We start from the raw sequence: 19,692 nt of genomic DNA, 5'->3' as shown, positions 1-19,692 counted from the left end.
CAGGTCCGGCCGCGGGCCGCGTCACCGGCGGTCACCGGAACGCGGGCTCCGGCCCTCAGGCCGGAGAGCGGGTCACCGGCGGAAGGAGGCGATCGTCTCGGCGAGCTGGTCGACCGCCCAGAGGAGGTCCTCCTCGGAGATCGTGATCGGCGGCGCGAGCCGGATCGTGGAGCCGTGCGTGTCCTTGGCCAGCACACCACGGGACATCAGCGCCTTCGACACCTCGCGCCCGGTGGCCAGCGACGGGTCGATGTCGACGCCCGCCCACAGGCCGCGCCCGCGCACGGTGATCACGCCGTCGCCGACCAGCTCGGCCAGCCGGGCGTGCAGCACCTCGCCGAGCCGGGCGGCCCGGTCCTGGTACTCGCCGGTGTTGAGGATCTCGATCACGGCGTTGGCGACGGCGCAGGCCAGTGGGTTGCCCCCGAAGGTGGACCCGTGCTGCCCCGGCTTGATCACGCCGAGCACGTCGCTGTCGGCGGCGATCGCGGAGACCGGCACGACGCCGCCGCCGAGCGCCTTGCCCAGGACGTAGATGTCCGGCACGACGCCCTCGTGGTCGCAGGCGAACGTCTTGCCGGTGCGGCCGAGTCCCGACTGGATCTCGTCGGCGATCATCAGGATGTTCTCGGCGGTGCACAGCTCGCGCAGCTGCGTCAGGTAGCCGTCCGGCGGCACCAGCACCCCCGCCTCGCCCTGGATGGGCTCGACCAGCACCGCCACCGTGTTGGAGTCGACCGCCTCACGCACGGCCTCGATCGAGCCATACTTCACCACGCTGAAGCCCGGGGTGTAGGGGCCGAATCCGTCGTGGGCGTCGGGATCGGTGGAGAAGCTGACGATCGTGGTGGTGCGACCGTGGAAGTTGTCCTCCATCACGATGATGTTGGCCTGGTCGCGCTCGACGCCCTTGACCTCGTAGCCCCACTTGCGGGCCACCTTGATCGCGGTCTCCACGGCCTCGGCGCCGGTGTTCATCGGCAGGATCATGTCCTTGCCGGTCAGGTCGCCCAGCCCGGAGCAGAACGCGGCGAACTGGTCGTGGTAGAACGCCCGGCTGGTCAGCGTGAGCTGCTGCAACTGCCGCTGCGCCGCCTCCAGGATCTTGGGGTTGCCGTGGCCGAAGTTGAGCGACGAGTAGCCGGACAGGAAATCGAGGTAACGCTTGCCCTCGACGTCGGTGACCCAGGCGCCCCGCGCCTCGTGGATCACGATGGGCAGCGGGTGGTAGTTGTGCGCGCTGCGGCGCTCACTGAGCTCGATCAGCTCCGCGCTGGTAGTCATCTCAGAATTCCCCCCTGATCTCCAGTGTGCAGCACTTGGGGCCGCCACCTGCCTTGCGCAGCTCCGACAGGTCGACCGGGATCACCCCGTAGCCGCGCCGCTCCAGCTCCCGCCGGAGGTCGACGGCCTCGGAATTGATCACCACGTTCGTGCCGTCGCTGACCGCGTTGAGCCCGAGCACCTCGGCGTCGGCCGCGCCGGAGAGCACCGCGTCCGGGAACAGCCGCCGCAGGACCTCCTGACTGCCTTGGGAGAAGGCGTCAGGGAAGTACGCGACATTACGCCCGTCTAGTGAGAATAGTGCCGTATCCAGGTGGTAGAACCGCGGGTCTACCAGCGACAACGACACCACCGGGCGGCCGAGGAACTCCTGTGCCTCCTGATGCGCGGCGAGGTGGGTGCGGAAGCCGGTGCCGGCCAGCACGACGTCGTCCAGCGCGAGGAAGTCGCCCTCACCCTCGTTCACGTGCTCCGGCTCCCGGACCGGATAGCCCCGGTCGGTGAACCAGCGCAGATAGGCCGGGCCCTCGGGTCCGCGCTGCGGGTAGGCGAACCTGGCGCCGTAGGCGCGCCCGCCCACGACCAGCGCGCCGTTGGCGGCGAACACCATGTCCGGCAGCCCTTCCACCGGATCGATGAGGCTGACCTTGTGCCCGAGGTTCTCGTACGCCGCTTTGAGTCCTTCCCACTGCCGGATCGCGAGGTCGCGATCGGCTCCCGCCTCGGGACGCATCCACGGATTGATCGCGTACTCGACCGTGAAGTGCTCCGGACGGCACATCAGGAAGTGTTTGGGCATGCAGGTCTCCGTCATGGTCTAAGGCAGAGAGATGACGGGGCCAGCCTAGGAAGAGATGTTTACGCAGGCCAAGCGGGCAATATTGCGTGTAGGTTAATTTCCGTTGCGACTCTCAGCCGCCCACCGGTGATCCGTTGCGTGGGTCGGGCGCGACGGCTCCGGTCGGCAGATCCACCAACCTGGACAGCACGATCGAGCTCTTGGTGCGCACCACGAAGGTCTCCGCCGCGATGCGTTCGATCACCCGCTCCACATGGCGCACGTCGGTGGCGCGGATGTGCAGCAGCGCGTCGGCCTCGCCGGTGATCGTGGCCGCGGCGACCACCTCGGGATAGCGCGCCATCGCCAGCGCGATGTCGGACGGCTTGGTCTTGCCCTGACAGAACAGCTCGACGTACGCCTCGGTGTTCCAGCCGAGCGCCCGCGGCGCCACCCTGGCGCTGAACCCGGTGATCGCCCCCGTCTCGCGCAGCCGGTCGACCCTGCGCTTGACGGCCGACGCGCTCAGACCGACGTCGTGCCCGATCTCCGCGTAGGTCGCGCGGGCGTCCTCGACGAGCGCCGCGATGATGTCACGATCCAGCCGATCCAGTTCCACGGGGCCTGTATATCGCCTAACCGCACCACCGCGCGATGCGGCAGACTGTGGCCCCGCCAGGTCGCCGGAGGGTTTCGGCAAATGAGATCATCATCGACATGAGCACAGCGCGGTTCCCGGAGGGGTTCGTCTGGGGAGTGTCGACGTCGGCCTACCAGATCGAGGGCGCCTCCGGCGAGGACGGCAAGGGGCCGTCCATCTGGGACGCCTTCCCCGGCGGGCGCGACGGCGACCCCGCCTGCGACCACTACCGGCGCTACCCCGAGGACGTCCGCCTGATGCGCGACCTCGGCATGACGGCCTACCGGTTCTCGGTGAGCTGGTCTCGCGTGCTGCCCGAGGGCACCGGCCGCCGCAACGACCTCGGCCTCGACTTCTACGACAGGCTGGTCGACGAGCTGCTGGGCGCCGGCATCACCCCCTACGCCACCCTCTACCACTGGGACCTGCCGCAGGCCCTCGAAGACCGCGGCGGCTGGACCTCCCGCGACACGGCCCACCGGTTCGCCGACTACGCGCGGGTCACGCACGAGCGACTCGGCGACCGGGTCGACACCTGGTTCACCCTGAACGAGCCGTGGGTCGCCGCCTTCATCGGTCACGCCTCCGGCGTCCACGCCCCCGGACGGCGCTCGGCGGCCGACGCCTTCGTCGCCGCCCACCACATGCTGCTGGCGCACGGGCTCGGAGCCGAGGCGCTGCGCTCGTCGGGCGCCTCTCGGGTCGGCGTCGTGCTCAACCTGTCGCCCGTCCTGACCCCGGCCCAGCTCGGTGACTTCGCCCTGGAGCCGTCCGAGGAGGATGCCGAGGCCGTGGCCAGGATCGACACGCTGCTCAACCGGCAGTTCGTGGAGCCGATCCTGCGCGGCCGCCACCCCGGCGACCTGCTCCCCGTGATCGAACGGGAGGCGGGGCTCGGTCACGTCCACGACGGCGACCTCGACGTCATCGGCCGGCCCATCGACTTACTCGGCGTCAACTACTACACGCCCGTCGTGGTGCGGGCGCAGCCGAGCGCCGCCGCCGACCCCGCCTTCCCCGGCAGCGAGGGGGTCCTGTTCTGCAGCGTGCCGACGGCGGTGACCGCTATGGGCTGGCCCATCATGCCGGGCGGCCTGTCACTGGTCCTGCGCCGCCTGACCCGCGAATACCCGGACACCGAGCTGATGATCACCGAGAACGGCGCCGACTTCGTCGACGTCGTCACTGGTGACGGCATCCACGACGTCGACCGGACGAGCTACCTCGAAGAGCACCTACGGGTTCTCCGCGCCTCGCTCGACGAGGGGGCCCGGGTCCGCGGCTACCTCGTCTGGTCGCTGCTCGACTGCGTTGAATGGGCCGACGGCTACCAGCGCAAGTTCGGGCTGGTGCACGTCGACTTCGCGACCCAGCGACGACGGCTGAAGGACAGCGCGCTGTGGTACCGCGACGTCATCAAGCGCAACGGGCTCGGCGTCGACCGGCCGAAACGGCCGACCCTGGAGACCGTCGCCGCCCGCGCCCAGGTCTCCCGGGCGACCGTCTCACGGGTGGTCAACGGCGAGGCGTCGGTCAGCCCCGAGGTCCGCGCCGCCGTGTTGCGGGCCGTCCAGGAGCTCGGCTACGTGCCGAACGCGGCCGCCAGGAGCCTCGTCACGCGGCGCGCCAACGCGGTCGCGCTGATCCTGTCGCCCCCTCAGCCCGGCGGCGAGGCGCTGGTCTCCGCCGTCGTCCAGTACGTCACCAGCCTCCTGGAGGGGGCCGGCAAGCAGATCGTGCTCATGCTGGCCGACACCGTCGAGAGCCAACGCCGCATCGTGCGGCACGTCGAGACCCACCAGGTGGACGGCGTCGTCCTCGTGCTCCCTGAGGGCGCCGGGCCGCTCGCCGAACGGCTGGCACGCACCGAGGTGCCCGTCGTCCTGCTGGGCAGGCCCGCCATCGCCTCCCTCGTCCCGTACGTCGACGTCGACAACGCAGGCGGCGCCCGAGCCGCCACCGCCCACCTGCTCGACCAGGGCCGCCGTCAGCTCGGCATCATCTGCGGGCCGACCGACCTCGTCGCCGTCCAGGACCGGCTCACCGGCCACCGCGACGCGCTGCACCAGGCCGGGCTGCATCCGATCACCGCGCCGGCCGGGCTCGACCGCGAGTCCGGCGCGGCGGCGGCCCGCCGGCTGATGGGCGACGTGCCGGGGCTGGACGCCGTGCTCGCCACCTCCGACCAGCTGGCCATCGGCGCCCTGCGCGCCGCCCGGCAGGCCGGGCGGCGGGTGCCCGACGACCTGGCGATCGTTGGCTTCGGTGACATCGACGCCGCCTCCGCGACCACCCCGGCGCTCACCACGGTCCGGGTGCCGGTCAGCGAGCAGGCCCTGGCCCTGGCCCGGCTCCTGCTGTCGCGGCTCGACGGCCGCCACACCGGCTCGGTCGTCCTGCCCACCCACCTCGTGGTGCGCGAAACCACCTGACCCTCGCAGCCAGGGCTCAACCGGCCCTGAGCTGCCCGACCCGTTGCCGTGACAGTCCGCCGAGCAGCCGTCCCGTGTCTTCGTCGGTGACTTTTTCCTTTTTGAGCCGGGTCGCTACCCGACTGCCGATCTTTCGGAGGCTCTCTTCGATCTGGTCACGCTGTTCGCGCAGCGTCCGGAACCGTTCCAGGTCCTGCCGCACCTCCTGCGGCAGGCCCGTGTAGTCGTATACCAACTCGACCTCGTCCGGTTCGCAGCCGAGCATGAGCGGCATGATCGCGCTCAGCTCCTCCTCGAGCTCGGCCAGCGTCCGGCCCGCGCCACTACCGGGGGTGTCGCGCGGAATGCCGTTCCATTGACGCGCTCTCCGGCCTGAAGGTCGGAGATTCAGCCCGTGCCGCACGTGCGGCACCTCTGTGGCTTCCTGTTTCGCTGGGTCCTGCCCTCCGCTAGGCGGCGGGTCTTACGGTCCCTCCGCAGGCGTTTAGCCTCTCCGCCCGTCCGGCGGCGAGGATGTTGATCGCGGCGTTGACGTCCCGGTCGTGGACCGCTCCGCACGGGCAGGTCCACGACCGGATGTTCAGCGGCATCGTGCCCGCCACGGCGCCGCACGCCGAGCACGACCTGCTCGATGGGAAGAACCGGCCGGCCTTGGCGAAGCCCCGGCCGTACCGTCGGGCTTTGTACTCCAGCATGGTAACGAACTGCGACCAGCCCGCATCGTGAACGCTCTTGGCCAGCCGGGTGCGGGCCAGGCCCTTCACGCACAGGTCCTCCACGTACACCGCTTGGTTGTCGCGGATGATCTGCGTGGAGAACTTGTGCGCGAAGTCCCGGCGCGCGTCGGCCACCCTGGCGTGAGCACGGGCGACCCGGGCCGCGGCCTTCTTCCGGTTCGCCGACCCCTTGGCCTTGCGGGACAGGGCCTGCTGAGCCTTCTTCAACCGTCGTTCGGCGCGGCGCAGAAACCTCGGGTTGTCGATCTTCCGGCCGTCTGAGAGCACCGCGAAGTGGGTGAGCCCCAGGTCGATACCGACCTCGTCCGGCGTCTGCGGCAACGGATCTGCGCCGGTCTCGACCACGAACGAGGCGAAGTACCGCCCCGCCGCGTCCTTGATGACCGTCACGCTCGACGGCTCGGCGGGGAGATCACGAGACCATCGCACCGGCACGTCACCGATCTTCGGCAGGCGCAGCTTCCCGCCCGCCGTGACCGTGAAGCGGGCGTTCTTGGTGAACCGGACCGCCTGCCGGTTGTCCTTGCGAGAGCGGTACCGGGGCGGTGCGACTTTCGGGCCTTTGCGCCTGCCGGTGATCGAGGCGAAGAAGTTGCGGTAGGCCATGTTCAGGTCCGCGAGCGCCTGCTGGAGCACCACGGCGGAGACCTCGCCCAGCCAGGCGCGTTCCGGCGTCTGCTTCGCCTGCGTGATCACCAGTTTGGACAGGTCCCCGTCCGAGACGTACGGCAACCCCCGCTCTCGGGCCTCCTGCCGTAAGCGCAGCCCGTCGTTGAACACCGTCCGCGCACACCCGAACGCCTTGGCCAGCATCATCTGCTGACCCGGCGTCGGGCAGAGGCGGAAGGTGTACCGGAGCTGCACGCCATGATCATACCATTGGTTTATGGCTGAGTATGGAGACATAAGAACAGGTAGACACTGTGTTTTTGTCCTTCATGCCCACTTGGTTTTCGTGACCAAGTTCCGGCATCGGGTGTTCACCGGGACGCACCTGGAGCGCATGGAGCAGATCATGCGGGAGGTGTGCGCGGACTTCGAGTGCGAGCTGGCCGAGTTCAACGGCGAGAGTAACCACGTCCACCTGCTGGTGAACTTCCCGCCGAAGGTCGCACTGTCTCGCCTGGTCAACTCGCTGAAAGGGGTGTCCTCCAGGCGGCTGCGCACCGAGTTCCCCGAACTGGCCCGCCACTACTATCGGGCGAACAAGCTGTGGTCGGGCTCCTACTTCGCAGGAAGCGTGGGCGGCGCTGCGATCAGTGTCCTGCGGCAGTACATCGAGCAACAGAACCGCCCGGTCTGAGCCGGGTAGACGTCGGATCGCCCGGGGGCGATCCGGCTTTCCCTGCCCCGCTACGCGGGAGAGTCCGCTTCACCCCCGGCCTGAAGGCCGGAGCACTGCGGACGACCCAGGTAGCCGTCTTGGTTGGTGACGTCGATGATGACGCTGATCTGCTGGGTCACAAGAGCCATCCTTCCCCGAAGAGATGAGCGAGGTCGCGTTCGAGCTTCGCGAGCTCGGTCTGATCGATGAACTCTGCAGGGAGTTCGCTGGGGAAGCGGTCAGCCGAGGTTGCCGGCGAGGTGGGGGAAGACCTTGGAGACCTTGGCGAGCAGGTAGTCGCCGTAGGTGCCGGTGAACGCGCGCAGGTCCTGGCCGTCCCAGCGGGCACGGCCTCCCGGAGAGTAGGGCAGCGGCGGCACCTCGCTGTGCCAGCCGGGGTCGAAGAAGAACGGGAAGCTCAGCCGCTCGTTGCCGCTGAGGTTGCGCACCCGGTGCGGGGTCGACCGGTAGAGGCCGCCGGTGAGCTTGTCGAGCATGTCGCCGATGTTGCAGACGAACGTGCCGGGCACCGGCGGGGCGTCGATCCAGCCGCGCGAGGTGTGCACCTGGAGGCCGCCGTTGTCGTCCTGGAGGAGCAGCGTGAGCAGGCCGTAGTCGGTGTGCTCACCCACGCCCCACGAGTCGGTGTCCGGCGGCGCGGGCGGATAGTGGAAGATCCGGAACAGGATGGTCGGATCGGCCGTGTAGCCCTCACGGAAGTAGCCGGCCTCCAGCTCCAGGCTGAGGGCGATGCCCGACATCACCGTCTGGGCGACGCCGGTCATCGCCGTGAGGTAGGCGAGCACCGCCTCCCGCAGCTCCGGCACCTGCTCGGGGAACAGGTTGGGGCCGTGCAGCGGCAGGTCGCCCGGCGGCTCCTCGGCGCCGAAGTAGACGCCCTCCTTGAGGTCGGGACGGCCGGAGGTGAGCTCGCCGCCGACGGGGAAGAAGCCGCGCCAGGCCCGGCCGCCGCGGTCCATCGAGATCTCGTTCTTCAGCTCGTCCGGAAGCGCGAAGAACCTCCTGCTCGCCGCGTCCAGCCCGGCGACCAGGTCGGCCGGCACGCCGTGACCCGAGACGTAGAAGAACCCGTTGTCGCGGCAGGCCGCCCCGATCCGGTCCGCCACGGCGCGGGTGTCACCACCCGTGCGAAGAGGCGTTATATCGATCACCGGCAATTCGCTCACGGCCCCATTGTTCCGCATGCCCGTTGTTCCGCATGAGAGGCGATCGGCGATGGCGAGGCGTTCGGCATCGAAAGCCAGGACCGCGTTGGGGACCCTGTGCGCTTCACTCTCCGTCACGGACTTCTGCCAAAACCCTTCTGCAAGGGCCTTCTGTTACGGCACAGCCCAAGGAGAGCCCAGCCGCCGTTCGTGGCTGGGCGCCTCCAGGGATACGGCCGCTGACCGGCACGTGGCCGGACGCCGTTACGACGCCCGGCCAGCCGTCTGAGCGGTCAACCGGTCACCACATGGTGGTCATGACGTGGGGGTCATGACGTGGAGAAGGTGAACCAGTTGACGTTGACGAAGTCGGCCGGTTGGCCGCTGCTGAACGTCAGGTAGACGGTGTGCGTCCCGGTCACGCCTGAGATGTTCGCCGGGATGGTCCGCCAGTTCTGCCAGCCGCCTGTGTTGCCCACAGCGAAGTCGCCGATCGGCGTGGCCGTGGGGCTGTCGAGCCGGACCTGGACGAGGCCGCTCACACCGGCGGCCGCCCCCGAGGCCACCCGGGCCTTGAACTGCCGGGCCGCCACGGTGCCGAAGTCGACCCCGTCGTAGCGGAGCCAGTCGCCGCCCGAGATGCCGCCGACGTTCTGGCCGCCGCCGGAGTCGGTCGTGGTCTCCACCATCGTCCCCGACTGGGCCTGGTAGCGCTCGGCCTGGATGGTCGAGCGGGCGTCCACGCCGCCGGGCACGGTCGGCGTGATCGTCGGGGTCGGGGTGGAGCCGGTGCCGCTCTGCCACACCGCCACGTAGTCGACCAGCATCGACCGTCCGGGCACGGTGGCCGCGGTCGGGGTGCCGAACCCGGCCACCCCGTTGGGGAACGCCCCGCCCATGGCCACGTTCAGCAGCAGGAAGTAGCCGGCGTGGCCGGTCATGTTGTTCCACGTGGTCGCGTCGAACTGCGACTGGTTGACGCTGTGGAACTGCTGCCCGTCCACGTACCACCGGAGCTGGTTGGGGCTGACGCTGCGGTCCCACTCGAAGCGGTAGGTGTGGAAGGCGGACTGGCAGGTCGAGCCGGGGCAGGCCCGGCTGGCGCCGAGGCCGTTGGTCTCGTTGCACGGCCCGCCGGGGTTGACGCCGCAGTGGAGCACGGCCCAGACGGAGTTGAGGCCGTTGACGTTCTCCATGATGTCGAACTCGCCGATGGCCGGCCAGTTCCAGTAGTTGCCCCGGTAGGGCGAGCCGAGGGCCCAGAACGCCGGCCAGTAGCCGAGGGCGGCGTCGCCGGTCACGTTCGGCATCTGCACGCGGCCCTCGATGCGCAGGATGCGCCCGTCGGCGGGCTTGAAGTCGCCCCGCCTGGTCTCGATGCGCGCCGACGTCCACTCGCCGGAGCTGCTGCGCTGCGGCGTGATCCGGAGGTTGCCCGAGCCGTCGAGGCTGAGGTTGGCGGAGTTGGCCGTGTAGTTCTGGATCTCACCGGTGCCCCAGTTGGCGGGGCCGCCCGGGTAGGAGTGGCCGGTGTCGACGATCCAGTTCGCCGACGAGGGCGCGGATCCCGACGCGCCGTTGAAGTCGTCGGACCAGACCAGTGACCAGCCCGAGGGGGTGGTGGGCACGGCCGCGGAGGCACTTACGGCGACATGCGTGAACAGGCCGGTGAGGGTGACCAGCGCCGCGGCCACGGCCGCCAGTCGTCTGCGCCGGGTGGGATTGCCAGCTGTCATCGCTGCTCCTGGGGGGAGGGAGGCGGACTGAGAGAGCGCTCTCTCAGGCAGACCTAAACACAGAGCTAACCTGGGTGTCAACAAACTGCACTGTCGGCTTGACAGAGCGGTGAAGCGGGCGCTATCAATGCCGGAGAGCGCTCTCATGATCGCGGCCCGAGCCGCGCGGGCCGCGCGGCCGGCCACCTTCTGCGCCCCGGCGGAGCTCCCATGGCGCGTGGCGGTCATCCGCTTGACCCGGTCAGGTTCCGGATGCCGGATCGCTGGGGCCGGTGGTGTCGGTGTGGTGAAATCGGCCGGTTTCGCGGGCCGGTCGAAATGGCGCGGGGCCGGTCCGCCGGTGGACGCGATGCCGAACTCACGGTGCGTCGTCGCGGCGGCCGGCCCCGTGCGGGTCAGCGGCCGTATCCCTGGAGGCCCCCGGCCGAGGTCGGCGGGTGGGCCCTCCCGTGCGTGCCGTAAAAGATGGAACGGCTTTTCAGCGCGGTGCCCTACCAGAAAGAGCTGCTCTTCCGTGCCGCGCGAGAAGAGAAAAAGGGCAGCTCTCCGCCGGTCAGGCCTTTTCGGCCTCGCCGGTGGCCTGTTCGAGGACGTCCTCGGGGGACGCCTCCAGGTCCTGCTCGGCGTCGGCGCCCGCCTGGGCGGAGGCCTTGTCGAGGCGCACCCAACTGGTCACGCTCTCCACCGCGAACAGCACGAACAGGTAGGCCGTGAGCATCGCCAGCACCACCGTGAGCCAGCCGAGCGCCGCGCCCACGCCGATGATCAGCAGCCGCAGCTCCCAGCCGAGCCCCGCGTAGAACACCCAGACGGGCGGCCAGATGCTCTGCCGCGTGCGGTAGACGGTGTCGTAGGTGTGGTAGCCCACCACGTACACCAGCACGAACAGCAGCCACTTCGGCGCGTCGGCGGCGAGCCCCACCACGATGATGGTGAGGAACTCGGTGCCGCGCAGCAACGGCGGAGTGAGCCAGTCGAGCCTGCCCAGGTGGTCGCGTGGCGCCGTCGGCAGCACGAGCAGCACGACGACCAGCACCGGCAGCAGGAGCGTCGGCCCGGGCCGGAGCACCCCCGAGGCGGCGATCGCGATGACCGCGACCAGGGCGGCGAGCGTGGCGGGCACCGGCGGCAGCCCCTTGCCGACCTTTCCGGCGACGGCGTTGACGAGGGGCCCGTCGTCGCGGTAGGCGAGCAGGCGGGCGGTCTGGATGCGCCGGCGCTCCTCGTCGGGGTCCGGCGTGGTGGCGGCGGCCTGCGGCTGGGTGATCATGCGAGCGACCTCATGAGGCGTCCGGTGAGGGTGTAGATGGCGGCGACGCTGCCCCAGATCACCAAGGTGAGGAAGGTGATGCGGGCGTCGAAGAGGGCGGCGGTGATCGCGATGGCCGCGAACCGCTCGCCGATGGGGAACACGATCATCTTGCGGGCCCAGTGGACGGCGCGGAACCGGCCGGCCTTGCTCCACATCTTGAGCAGGCCGCGGATGCCCTGAGCCCGTTCGACCTTACGGCTCTGCAGCGCCCGGCGCAGCTCCTTGTCGGAGGGCGCGGTCAGCGGCAGCGTGGGCAGCTGACCGGGCGGCTTGCGGCGGTTGGCGATGCCGAAGGAGAAGTCGAGCAGGTGACGCACCGACTGCAGGCCGATCGCCGCCAGGGCGAGGATCCAGATGTCGTCGCCGTTGCCCGAGACGACCCAGCCGATGGCCAGACCGGCGAAGACGACGTACTCCTTGAAGCGGTCGAACGTCGCGTCGAGCCACGCGCCGAGCACGCCGAACTTGCGGGCGTAGCGGGCGACCTGCCCGTCCACGCAGTCGAAGACGAACGCGAAGTAGATCAGCACTCCGCCCGCCACCATCCACGGCCGGTCACCGGTCGCGAAGCAGGCCGCGGCCAGCACGCCCAGCGCGATCGAGATGAGCGTCACCTGGTTGGGCGTCAGGCCGCGCCGGGCCGCCCAGCGGGCGATGAACCGGGAGTAGGTGGAGACGAAGTAGGTGGTGAAGAAGCCGTCGGCGCCCTTGACCGCGTTGTCGAGCCGGGCCCGGTCCTCGTCCATGCCGGCCATCGCGGCGCCGGCCTCGTCGGCCTCCTGCTGGGTGGTGACCCTGCGGTAGAAGAGGTCGCGGCGGCCGCGGATGCCCACCGAGACGCCGTTGCGGACCAGGCCGAAGACGATCAGCTGCACCAGGTCGTCGTCGGCGCCGAACACGTCGGCCATGCCGGCCAGCTCGCGGCAGGTGGCGGCCAGCGTGGGCGCGTGGCGCGGGCTCAGGTGGAGGGGGCCGAGCAGCACGGCGTTGGGCCTGGTCACCGCGTGGTGGGCGGTGCCGACGGAGATGATGCGCGACTTACCGGCGCGCGAACGGATCGGCAGCCCTTCGAGCCGGCGATCGCTGATCTCGGGCTCGGCCTCGTCGATCGGGACGATGTCGGGCTGAGCCTCCTCGACCGTCTCGGGACGCGGCTCCTTGGCGATGAGCGCCAGCGCGCCGCGTTTGGTCTTGGTGATCTGGTAGATCAGCTCGTCGTGGATCACGGAGTCGGTGGGGAGGATGAGCAGGCTCTCCGTCGCCGACTCGGCGACCTCGGCCAGGGCGCGCAGGGCGGCGGCCACGTCGCCCGTGTCGATCGTGGCGGGCCGCGGATCCAGGGAGAGGATCTGGCTGCGCAGCCGCTCGGAGACGGTGGGACTGCCTGGGAGAACGGCGAGCCTCAGTCCGGTCGGAGCGGTGTCGGGGCCGGGCGAAGAGCCCAGCAGGACCACGCGGGTCATGACTCCCTTTCGAGGCGGTGGCGGGGGGATGAACAACGGGTATTGCGGGGGACAGGCGACAAAGTCTAATGAGAGTTGCGCAGAGCCGCGTCACCCGACGCGTGCCCGTAACGAAAAGAGCGCGCGCCCCTAAGATGGACAGGTGAGTCTCTACCGTGACGAAGGCGTGGTCCTGCGGACACAGAAGCTCGGCGAGGCCGACCGCATCGTCACCGTCCTGGCCAGGCGCACCGGCAAGGTGCGCGCCGTCGCCAAGGGCGTGCGCCGCACCACCTCGCGCTTCGGCGCCAGGCTGGAGCCGTTCACGCACGTCGACCTGCAGCTCCACGCCGGACGCACGCTCGACGTCGTCACGCAGGCCGAGACGATCAGACCGTACGGCGAGACGCTGGCGGCCGACTACCCCCGCTACACCGCGGGCACCGCGATGCTGGAGACCGCCGACCGGCTGACGCACGGCGAGAAGGAGCCGGCGCTGCGGCAGTTCCTGCTGCTGGTGGGCGGGCTGCGCACGCTGGCCGACGGGACGCACGAGGCCCGGCTGGTGCTCGACGCCTACTTCCTGCGCTCGCTGGCCGTGGCCGGCTACGCGCCCGCGCTGGAGGCGTGCGCCAAGTGCCAGGCCCCGGCGATCAGGGCGTTCGCCATCGTGGCCGGCGGCGTGGTGTGCGGCGCGTGCAAGCCGCCTGGCTCGGTCGTGCCGGCGTTCGAGACGGTCAGGCTCATGACGGCGCTGCTGCGCGGCGACTGGGCGGCGGCCGACGCCTCGGAGTCACGTCACCGCGGCGAGTGCAGCGGTCTGGTCGCCGCTTATCTGCAATGGCACCTCGAACACGGAATACGCTCTCTGCGACACGTCGAAAGGGAGCCAGCGTGAACGTCCGACCACCGTCCCCGCATCCCTCGGGCGCGACGCCGCCGCCGATCCCGCGTGACCTGGTGCCCCGGCACGTGGCGATCGTCATGGACGGCAACGGTCGCTGGGCCAAGGCGCGCGGGCTGCCCCGCACCGAGGGGCACAAGGCGGGCGAGGCGTCGCTGTTCGACGTCATCGAGGGCGCCATCGAGCTGGGCGTCCCCTATCTGAGCGCCTACGCCTTCTCCACCGAGAACTGGAAGCGGTCGCCCGACGAGGTGCGCTTCCTGATGGGCTTCAACCGCGACGTGATCCGCCGCCGCCGCGACGAGTTGCACGCGATGGGCGTGCGGGTGCGCTGGGCGGGCAAGCCGGGCCGGCTGTGGAAGAGCGTGATCGACGAGCTGCGGACCGCCGAGGAGATGACCGAGGGCAACCGCAGGCTGACGTTGCAGTTCTGCGTCAACTACGGCGGCCAGGCCGAGATCGTCGACGCCGCGGTCAAGCTGGCCGAGGACATCGCGGCGGGCCGGGTCAAGCCGTCGAAGGTGAACGAGAAGGTCTTCTCGCGCTACCTCGACGAGCCCGACATCCCCGAGGTCGACCTGTTCGTCCGCTCGTCCGGTGAGCAGCGCTTCTCCAACTTCCTGCTGTGGCAGTCGGCCTACGCCGAGATGGTCTTCCTCAACCGGCTCTGGCCCGATTTCGACCGCAGAGACCTCTGGGAGGCGTGCGAGATCTACGCCAAGCGTGACCGGAGATACGGCGGAGCCGTCCCCAACCAGGTCTGACGGCCCTGGGCCACGTACGTCGTGGACGCTCGGGGGTGTACTCAGGTACACCCCCGAGGGACACTCAGCACGATTCCCCGACGCGGTCCCGATCGCCTAGCGTGACGGACATGAAGGGCACAGAGGCATCTCACGCGCATCCGTCCACCGAGCCGGGGCCTGGCGTCTACCGCCTGGATCCGGAGGCCACGGAGATCACCTTCGGCACGCGTCACCTCTTCGGCCTCCTGCCGGTGCGCGGCTCGTTCGCGCTGGACCGCGGCGAGGTGCGCGTCGCCGAGCCCTTCACCGAGTCGACGGTGGACGTGGTGATCAGGGCGGGCAGCGTCGACACCGGCCTGCCGGTGCGCGACGGCAAGGTCAGGTCGGCGGTCTACCTCGACGTCGCCGCCCATCCCGAGATCATCTTCCGGGCCCGCGCCGTCGAACGCGCGGCCGACGGGACCCGCGTCCCCGGCGAGCTGACCGTGCGCGGCGTGACCCGGCCCACGGTGCTCAGTTTGACCTACCTCGTCGCCGAGGGCAGCACGCTGCGGGCCCGGGCCGAGGCCACCGTCGACCGCTACGCCTTCGGCCTGACCCGGGAGAAGGGCATGACCGGCCGTTATTTCCACCTCGTCTTCGCGGTCACCGCGACCGCGATGTGACCCGGCCAGCCGCGCGCCCGGACGGAGGGTCAGGCGCGGCGGCGGGCGCGGTAGGCGGCCACGTGCATGCGGTTGCCGCAGGTGCGGCTGTCGCAGTAGACGCGGGAGCGGTTGCGCGACTCGTCGACGAAGACCCGCTCGCAGTCGGGGGCCGAGCAGGTGCGCAGCCGCTCCCACTCGCCGTCGACGATCAGGTGGGCCAGGGCCACGCCGCAGTCGGCCGCGAGGTGCTCGGCCAGGGTCGCGTCGGCGGCGAAGTAGTGCATGTGCAGGGGGTGACCGTCGTGCTCGGTCAGCCGGGGGGTGATCCGGGTCTCCGACAGCATCGCGTTGAGCAGGCGCACGGCGGTCGGCTGGTCGGGGGCGGTGAAGACACGGTGGAAGGACTCGCGCACCAGCCGCACTTGCCCGAGGTCGCGGGTGGTGAGCGTGTCCACGCCGCTGACCTCGCGTGACCGGGTGAAGGACTGCAGGTCGGCCAGGCCGGCTAGCTCGTCGCCGCCGCCGGTCGAGGGTGAGGTGTTGACCAGCTCGACGACGGTGGCCAGCGCGTGCGCCATGTCATGGCCAAACAGCATGTTGACTCCTGTCAGGACCGGTTCTAGCGTGGTCGCAGCGTATCTCTAGCCACGGCCGTCGGGGGGTTCCGTGAGTGCATATCGGCGTATTGTGCTGATCGCGGTCGTCGGAGCGTTGATCATCTCCACGTCCGCGCCCCTGGTGCGGCTGGCGGACGTGGAGCCCGCCACCTCCGCGTTCTTCCGGTGCGCGTACGCCGTCCCGCCCATGATCGTGCTGGCCCTGCTCGAACGCCGCAGGCTGGGCCCGCTGCCCGCCCGCAGCCGCACCCTGGCCTGGCTGGCGGGCCTGCTGTTCGCCCTCGACCTGCTCTTCTGGCACCACGCGATCGACTACGTGGGCGCCGGTCTGGCCACGGTCCTCGGCAACCTGCAGGTGTTCATCGTCGCGTTCGCCGCCTGGGCCTTCTTCCGCGAGCGGCCGTCGAACCCGTTGATGATCGCCACGCCGGTGGTGTTCGGCGGAGTCGTGCTGATCTCCGGAGTCTTCGACAACGCCGCCTACGGCTCCGACCCGATGCTGGGGGTGCTCGCCGGCATCGCCACCTCGGTGTCGTACGCCGCCTTCCTGCTGCTCATGAAGGCGGGCTCGCAGCGCACCGCCGGGCCGCTGGCGCATGCCACCGTGGTGGCCACGCTCGCCATCGCGGCGCTGAGCCCGCTCTTCGGCGGCGCCGACTTCGCGCCCGACTGGCCCGCGCATGGCTGGCTGCTGCTGCTCGCGCTCGGGCCGCAGGTGCTGGGCTGGATGCTGATCACGTACACGCTGCCCAGGCAGCCCGCCGCCCTCACCGCGCTGCTCCTGCTCGTGCAGCCCATGACCACGGTGGCGCTGTCGGCGGTGGTGCTCGGTGAGCGCCCCTCGCCCCTGCAGCTCGCCGGCTGCGTGGTGATCGTGCTCGGCGTGCTCTACGGCTCGCGACGCGCTCAGCCGGCCCGGACCGTGGGCGAGCAGGACGAGCAGGTGCCGAAGACCTCGACCGTGTGAGTGATGTCGGTGAAGCCGTGCTCGCCGCCGACCGTCTCGGCCCAGCGCTCGACGGCGGGCCCGGCCACCTCGACGGTGTGGCCGCAGCGGCGGCAGACCAGGTGGTGGTGATGGTCGCCGCTGGCGCACGCGCGGTAGACCGACTCGCCGTCGTCGGTGCGCAGCACGTCGACGTGGCCGCCGTCGGCCAGGGCCTGGAGGGCGCGGTAGACGGTGGTCAGCCCGATCTTGGCGCCGTGCTGGCGCATCTCGGCGTAGACGTCCTGGGCGCTGCGGAAGCCCTCGCTGCGGCGGAGGGTGTCGTGCACGGCGTCGCGTCTGGCGCTCATGACGCCCCCTCCGCCGGCCCCGTGACCACGGCGCTCCGTCCGTCGACGCCCTCAGTTCGTACGGTCACGTGACCTCCCTCGCGCTGATCGGCTGCTCGCCCACCGGTGACTCCTGGGCCCGGCCTCGGCGTACGAATCTACCCACACCCAGGGCCAGGACGAAGCCCGTCAGGGCGAGGAGCACGATCGCGGCGCCGGGCGGCACCCTGGGCGACAGGGTGGAGCCGAGCAGCCCGCCCACCGCGGCGACCACGCCGAACAGCATGGCCAGCGCCATCGTGGTGCGGAAACCCTTGGTGAGCTGCTGACTGGTGGCCACCGGGATCACCATCAGCGCGCTGACGAGCAGCAGGCCGACGACGCGCATGGCGATGACCACGGTGAGCGCGGCGGTGACGGCGATCACCAGGCTGAGCAGGCGCACCGGCAGGCCGCTGGCCCGGGCCATCTCCTCGTCCTGGCAGAGCACGAACAGCTCCCTGCCGAAGATCAGCACGACCGCGATCACCGCGACGGCCAGCGCGCCGATGATCCAGATGTCCTGCGAGGTGACGCTGGCGATGGCGCCGAACAGGTAGGAGTTGAGCTTGGCGTTGCTGCCGCCGGGCGCGATGCCCATGAGCATGACGCCGCCCGCGATGCCACCGTAGAACATCAGCGCGAGCGCGACGTCGCCACTGGTGCGGCCCCGGGCCCGGACGATCTCGATGGCCACGGCTCCGCCCACGGCGACCAGCACGGCGGTGAAGACGGGCGCGGTGCCGGTCAGGAAGCCGAGCGCGACGCCGGTCAGGGCCACGTGCCCGATGCCGTCGCCGAGGAGCGAGAGCCGCCGCTGCACGATGAACGTGCCCACGGCCGGCGCGCAGAGCCCCACCAGCAGGGCCGCGATCAGCGCCAGCTGGAAGAACTCCTTCTGCAGAAGCGAGATCATGCTTCCCCCTGCCAGCCGTTCAGCGGCCCCGCGGGCGCTCCCCGGCCGATGGTCTCCGGCGCGTGCGGGTGCACGTGCTGGTGGCCCGGCCTGGCGCACTCGCCTTCGGGCTGGGGCGGGCTGCCGTCGTAGGCGATGCGGCCGTCGCGGATCACGATGCCGCGGGTGATGAGCGGCTCCAGCGGGCCGAGCTCGTGGGCGACCAGCACGATGGTCCGGCCGTCGAGCGTCAGCCGGGCCAGCGTGTCGGCGAGCAGTTGCTGCGTCGCGGCGTCGACGCCGGCGGTGGGCTCGTCCATGACGTAGACGTCGGGCTCGCCGGCCAGTGCGCGGGCGATCAGCACCCGCTGTTGCTGGCCGCCGGACAGCTCCTGCACCGGATCGCCCGCGCGGTCGGCGAGCCCGACCGCCTCCATGGCCGCGGCCGTGGCCGCGCGGTCGGCCGGGCTGGTGGGGCGCAGCAGGCTCTGCCGGGCGATGCGGCCCGAGCCCACCACCTCGCGGACCGTGGCGGGCACCCCGCCGCCGACCTGCAGCCGCTGGGGCACATAGCCGACGCGCCACCAGTCGCGGAAGCGGGCGGGCGGGCGGTCGTACAGGAGGGTCTGGCCGCCGGACAGCGGGATCAGGCCGAGCAGCGCGCGGACCAGCGTGGACTTGCCGGAGCCGTTGGCGCCCAGCACGGCGACGACCTCACCGGGGCGAATGGTCAGGTCGACGCCCCGCAGGATGGGCCGCCGGTCGATGGTGATCCGGCCGCCGGTCATCGCGAAGACGGTCTCGTTCATCACGCGCATCCCAGGGCGGAGCGGAGGGCGGTCAGGTTGGCCCGCATGGCCGACAGGTAGTCGCCGCCCTCGGGCCGGGTCTCCAGCGGGTCGAGCACCCCGGTCCTGGCGCCGACCTCCTTGGCCAGCACCTCGGCGACCTTGGGGCTGACCAGTGACTCGGTGAAGATCGTGTTGACCTTCTCGGCCCTGGCCAGGCGGGCGACCTCGTCGACGCGGGCGGGGGAGGGCTCGGTCTCAGGGTCGAGCGTGATGCCGATCTGCTTGAGACGGTAGCGGTCGGCCAGGTAGCCGAACGCCTCGTGGGCGGTCACCATGGTCCTGCTCGCGCAGTCTTCCAGGCCCTTGGCCAGCTCCTGGTCGAGCGCCCGCAGCTCGGCCGCCGTGCGGGCGGCGCGCTCGCGGTAGCCCTGCGCGTGGGCGGGGTCGGCGGCGGCCAGCCGGTCGCCGAGCGCGGTGGCGACGGTGGCCAGGCGCGAGGGGTCGAGCCAGAGGTGCGGGTCGTAGGAGACCTCGTGCTCGTGGCCCTCCTCGCCCTCCTCGGCGTGCCCGCCCGCGGGGATCGTCTTGACGGCGGTGGCGGCGTCGAAGGCGCGGTCCTCGGCGACCGCCTCGTCCACGGCGGGCTGCACGCCCTTGACGTAGACGGTCAGCGTGGCGTCCTCGAGCTCGGCCACCTGGTGCGCGCCCAGCTCCAGATCGTGCGGCTCGACGCCGGGAGCGGTCAGCCCGATCACCTTCGCGTCGGGCCCGGCCACCTGCTCGCTCAGCCACTGCAGCGGATAGATGGACGCGACGACCTCGGGTTTGCCGCCGCCGGCGGGGGTCTCGCCTCCGCCCGCCCCGCACGCACCGGCGCTCAGCAGGAGGGCGCCGGTCAGGAGACTTACAGCAAGCATTCGGGGCGTT

General features: G+C 70.7%; 20 protein-coding genes. 6 read left to right on the top strand and 14 right to left on the bottom strand.

The features are described from left to right. Nucleotides 1-72: 72 nt before the first annotated feature. The 3 genes from rocD to AC5L3X_RS12140 form a co-directional block, all read right to left on the bottom strand. Nucleotides 73-1,284 (bottom strand): ornithine--oxo-acid transaminase, encoded by a 1,212-nt coding sequence (gene rocD / locus AC5L3X_RS12150; RefSeq protein ID WP_494857016.1) that lies wholly within the window; start codon nt 1,282-1,284, stop codon nt 73-75. 1 nt (nt 1,285) lies between these two features. Then, complete coding sequence (ddaH, locus tag AC5L3X_RS12145; RefSeq protein ID WP_494857015.1) at nt 1,286-2,083, bottom strand: dimethylargininase; 798 nt, start codon at nt 2,081-2,083, stop codon at nt 1,286-1,288. Nucleotides 2,084-2,195: 112 nt separating this feature from the next. Next, the gene (locus tag AC5L3X_RS12140) at nt 2,196-2,681 is read right to left on the bottom strand and encodes an Lrp/AsnC family transcriptional regulator (RefSeq protein WP_494857013.1); all 486 of its coding nucleotides are present in this window, start codon (nt 2,679-2,681) and stop codon (nt 2,196-2,198) included. 98 nt (nt 2,682-2,779) lie between these two features. Between AC5L3X_RS12140 and AC5L3X_RS12135 the strand changes: the two genes are divergently transcribed. After that, nucleotides 2,780-5,134, top strand: coding sequence for a GH1 family beta-glucosidase (locus AC5L3X_RS12135; protein ID WP_494857012.1), 2,355 nt, complete (start codon nt 2,780-2,782; stop codon nt 5,132-5,134). A gap of 16 nt (nt 5,135-5,150) precedes the next feature. On the opposite strand, the gene AC5L3X_RS12130 is transcribed toward AC5L3X_RS12135, so the two are convergent. Both AC5L3X_RS12130 and AC5L3X_RS12125 read right to left on the bottom strand, forming a co-directional pair. Continuing rightward, the gene (locus AC5L3X_RS12130; RefSeq protein WP_494857010.1) at nt 5,151-5,537 is read right to left on the bottom strand and encodes a hypothetical protein; all 387 of its coding nucleotides are present in this window, start codon (nt 5,535-5,537) and stop codon (nt 5,151-5,153) included. Between the two features lie 46 nt (nt 5,538-5,583). Continuing rightward, nucleotides 5,584-6,735, bottom strand: a complete 1,152-nt coding sequence (locus AC5L3X_RS12125) for an RNA-guided endonuclease InsQ/TnpB family protein (protein ID WP_494857008.1) — start codon at nt 6,733-6,735, stop codon at nt 5,584-5,586. 22 nt (nt 6,736-6,757) lie between these two features. Here AC5L3X_RS12125 and tnpA point away from each other — a divergent pair, with 22 nt between their 5' ends. Then, a complete protein-coding gene (gene tnpA, locus AC5L3X_RS12120; RefSeq protein ID WP_494857007.1) occupies nt 6,758-7,174 on the top strand; it encodes an IS200/IS605 family transposase in 417 nt (138 codons plus the stop codon). A 260-nt stretch (nt 7,175-7,434) separates the two neighbouring features. Here tnpA and AC5L3X_RS12115 read toward each other — a convergent pair whose 3' ends face one another. The 4 genes from AC5L3X_RS12115 to AC5L3X_RS12100 form a co-directional block, all read right to left on the bottom strand. Continuing rightward, nucleotides 7,435-8,382, bottom strand: a complete 948-nt coding sequence (locus tag AC5L3X_RS12115; protein ID WP_494857006.1) for an isopenicillin N synthase family dioxygenase — start codon at nt 8,380-8,382, stop codon at nt 7,435-7,437. Nucleotides 8,383-8,690: 308 nt separating this feature from the next. Continuing rightward, a complete protein-coding gene (locus AC5L3X_RS12110) occupies nt 8,691-10,097 on the bottom strand; it encodes a glycoside hydrolase family 16 protein (protein WP_494857004.1) in 1,407 nt (468 codons plus the stop codon). A gap of 553 nt (nt 10,098-10,650) precedes the next feature. Then, nucleotides 10,651-11,367 carry a DUF5941 domain-containing protein gene (locus AC5L3X_RS12105; RefSeq protein ID WP_189123756.1) on the bottom strand — a complete coding sequence of 239 codons (717 nt, stop codon included), beginning with the start codon at nt 11,365-11,367 and terminating at the stop codon, nt 10,651-10,653. Next, nucleotides 11,364-12,872: a CDP-alcohol phosphatidyltransferase family protein gene (locus AC5L3X_RS12100; RefSeq protein WP_494857002.1), complete on the bottom strand. Its 1,509-nt coding sequence runs from the start codon at nt 12,870-12,872 to the stop codon at nt 11,364-11,366. The genes AC5L3X_RS12105 and AC5L3X_RS12100 overlap by 4 nt, the downstream gene beginning before the upstream one ends. 142 nt (nt 12,873-13,014) lie before the next feature. Here AC5L3X_RS12100 and recO point away from each other — a divergent pair, with 142 nt between their 5' ends. From recO to AC5L3X_RS12085, 3 genes are all read left to right on the top strand, one after another. Then, on the top strand, nt 13,015-13,749 hold the full coding sequence (gene recO / locus AC5L3X_RS12095) for a DNA repair protein RecO (protein WP_189123758.1): 735 nt from the start codon (nt 13,015-13,017) through the stop codon (nt 13,747-13,749). After that, nucleotides 13,746-14,519 (top strand): isoprenyl transferase, encoded by a 774-nt coding sequence (locus AC5L3X_RS12090; protein WP_189123759.1) that lies wholly within the window; start codon nt 13,746-13,748, stop codon nt 14,517-14,519. Before recO ends, AC5L3X_RS12090 begins: the two co-directional genes overlap by 4 nt. A 110-nt stretch (nt 14,520-14,629) precedes the next feature. After that, the gene (locus AC5L3X_RS12085; RefSeq protein ID WP_494857001.1) at nt 14,630-15,166 is read left to right on the top strand and encodes a YceI family protein; all 537 of its coding nucleotides are present in this window, start codon (nt 14,630-14,632) and stop codon (nt 15,164-15,166) included. Between the two features lie 29 nt (nt 15,167-15,195). Here the strand turns inward: AC5L3X_RS12085 and AC5L3X_RS12080 are convergent, their stop codons facing one another. After that, on the bottom strand, nt 15,196-15,744 hold the full coding sequence (locus AC5L3X_RS12080) for a CGNR zinc finger domain-containing protein (protein ID WP_189123761.1): 549 nt from the start codon (nt 15,742-15,744) through the stop codon (nt 15,196-15,198). 91 nt (nt 15,745-15,835) lie between these two features. Between AC5L3X_RS12080 and AC5L3X_RS12075 the strand changes: the two genes are divergently transcribed. Continuing rightward, a complete protein-coding gene (locus tag AC5L3X_RS12075; RefSeq protein ID WP_494857000.1) occupies nt 15,836-16,732 on the top strand; it encodes a DMT family transporter in 897 nt (298 codons plus the stop codon). On the opposite strand, the gene AC5L3X_RS12070 is transcribed toward AC5L3X_RS12075, so the two are convergent. The 4 genes from AC5L3X_RS12070 to AC5L3X_RS12055 form a co-directional block, all read right to left on the bottom strand. Next, the gene (locus AC5L3X_RS12070) at nt 16,672-17,061 is read right to left on the bottom strand and encodes a Fur family transcriptional regulator (protein ID WP_189123763.1); all 390 of its coding nucleotides are present in this window, start codon (nt 17,059-17,061) and stop codon (nt 16,672-16,674) included. The two genes, AC5L3X_RS12075 and AC5L3X_RS12070, sit on opposite strands and share 61 nt — an antisense overlap. Before the next feature lie 64 nt (nt 17,062-17,125). Then, entirely contained in the window at nt 17,126-17,995 is an 870-nt protein-coding gene (locus AC5L3X_RS12065) for a metal ABC transporter permease (RefSeq protein WP_189123764.1), read from the bottom strand. Further along, entirely contained in the window at nt 17,992-18,783 is a 792-nt protein-coding gene (locus tag AC5L3X_RS12060; RefSeq protein ID WP_189123765.1) for a metal ABC transporter ATP-binding protein, read from the bottom strand. The genes AC5L3X_RS12065 and AC5L3X_RS12060 overlap by 4 nt, the downstream gene beginning before the upstream one ends. Further along, nucleotides 18,783-19,682 (bottom strand): metal ABC transporter substrate-binding protein, encoded by a 900-nt coding sequence (locus AC5L3X_RS12055; protein WP_494856998.1) that lies wholly within the window; start codon nt 19,680-19,682, stop codon nt 18,783-18,785. Before AC5L3X_RS12055 ends, AC5L3X_RS12060 begins: the two co-directional genes overlap by 1 nt. Nucleotides 19,683-19,692: the final 10 nt, after the last annotated feature.

The sequence above is a fragment of the Nonomuraea sp. CX421 genome, from assembly GCF_059358955.1.
The sequence above is the reverse complement of the archived record's forward strand: the minus strand, read 5'-3'. Positions and strand labels throughout refer to the sequence as shown.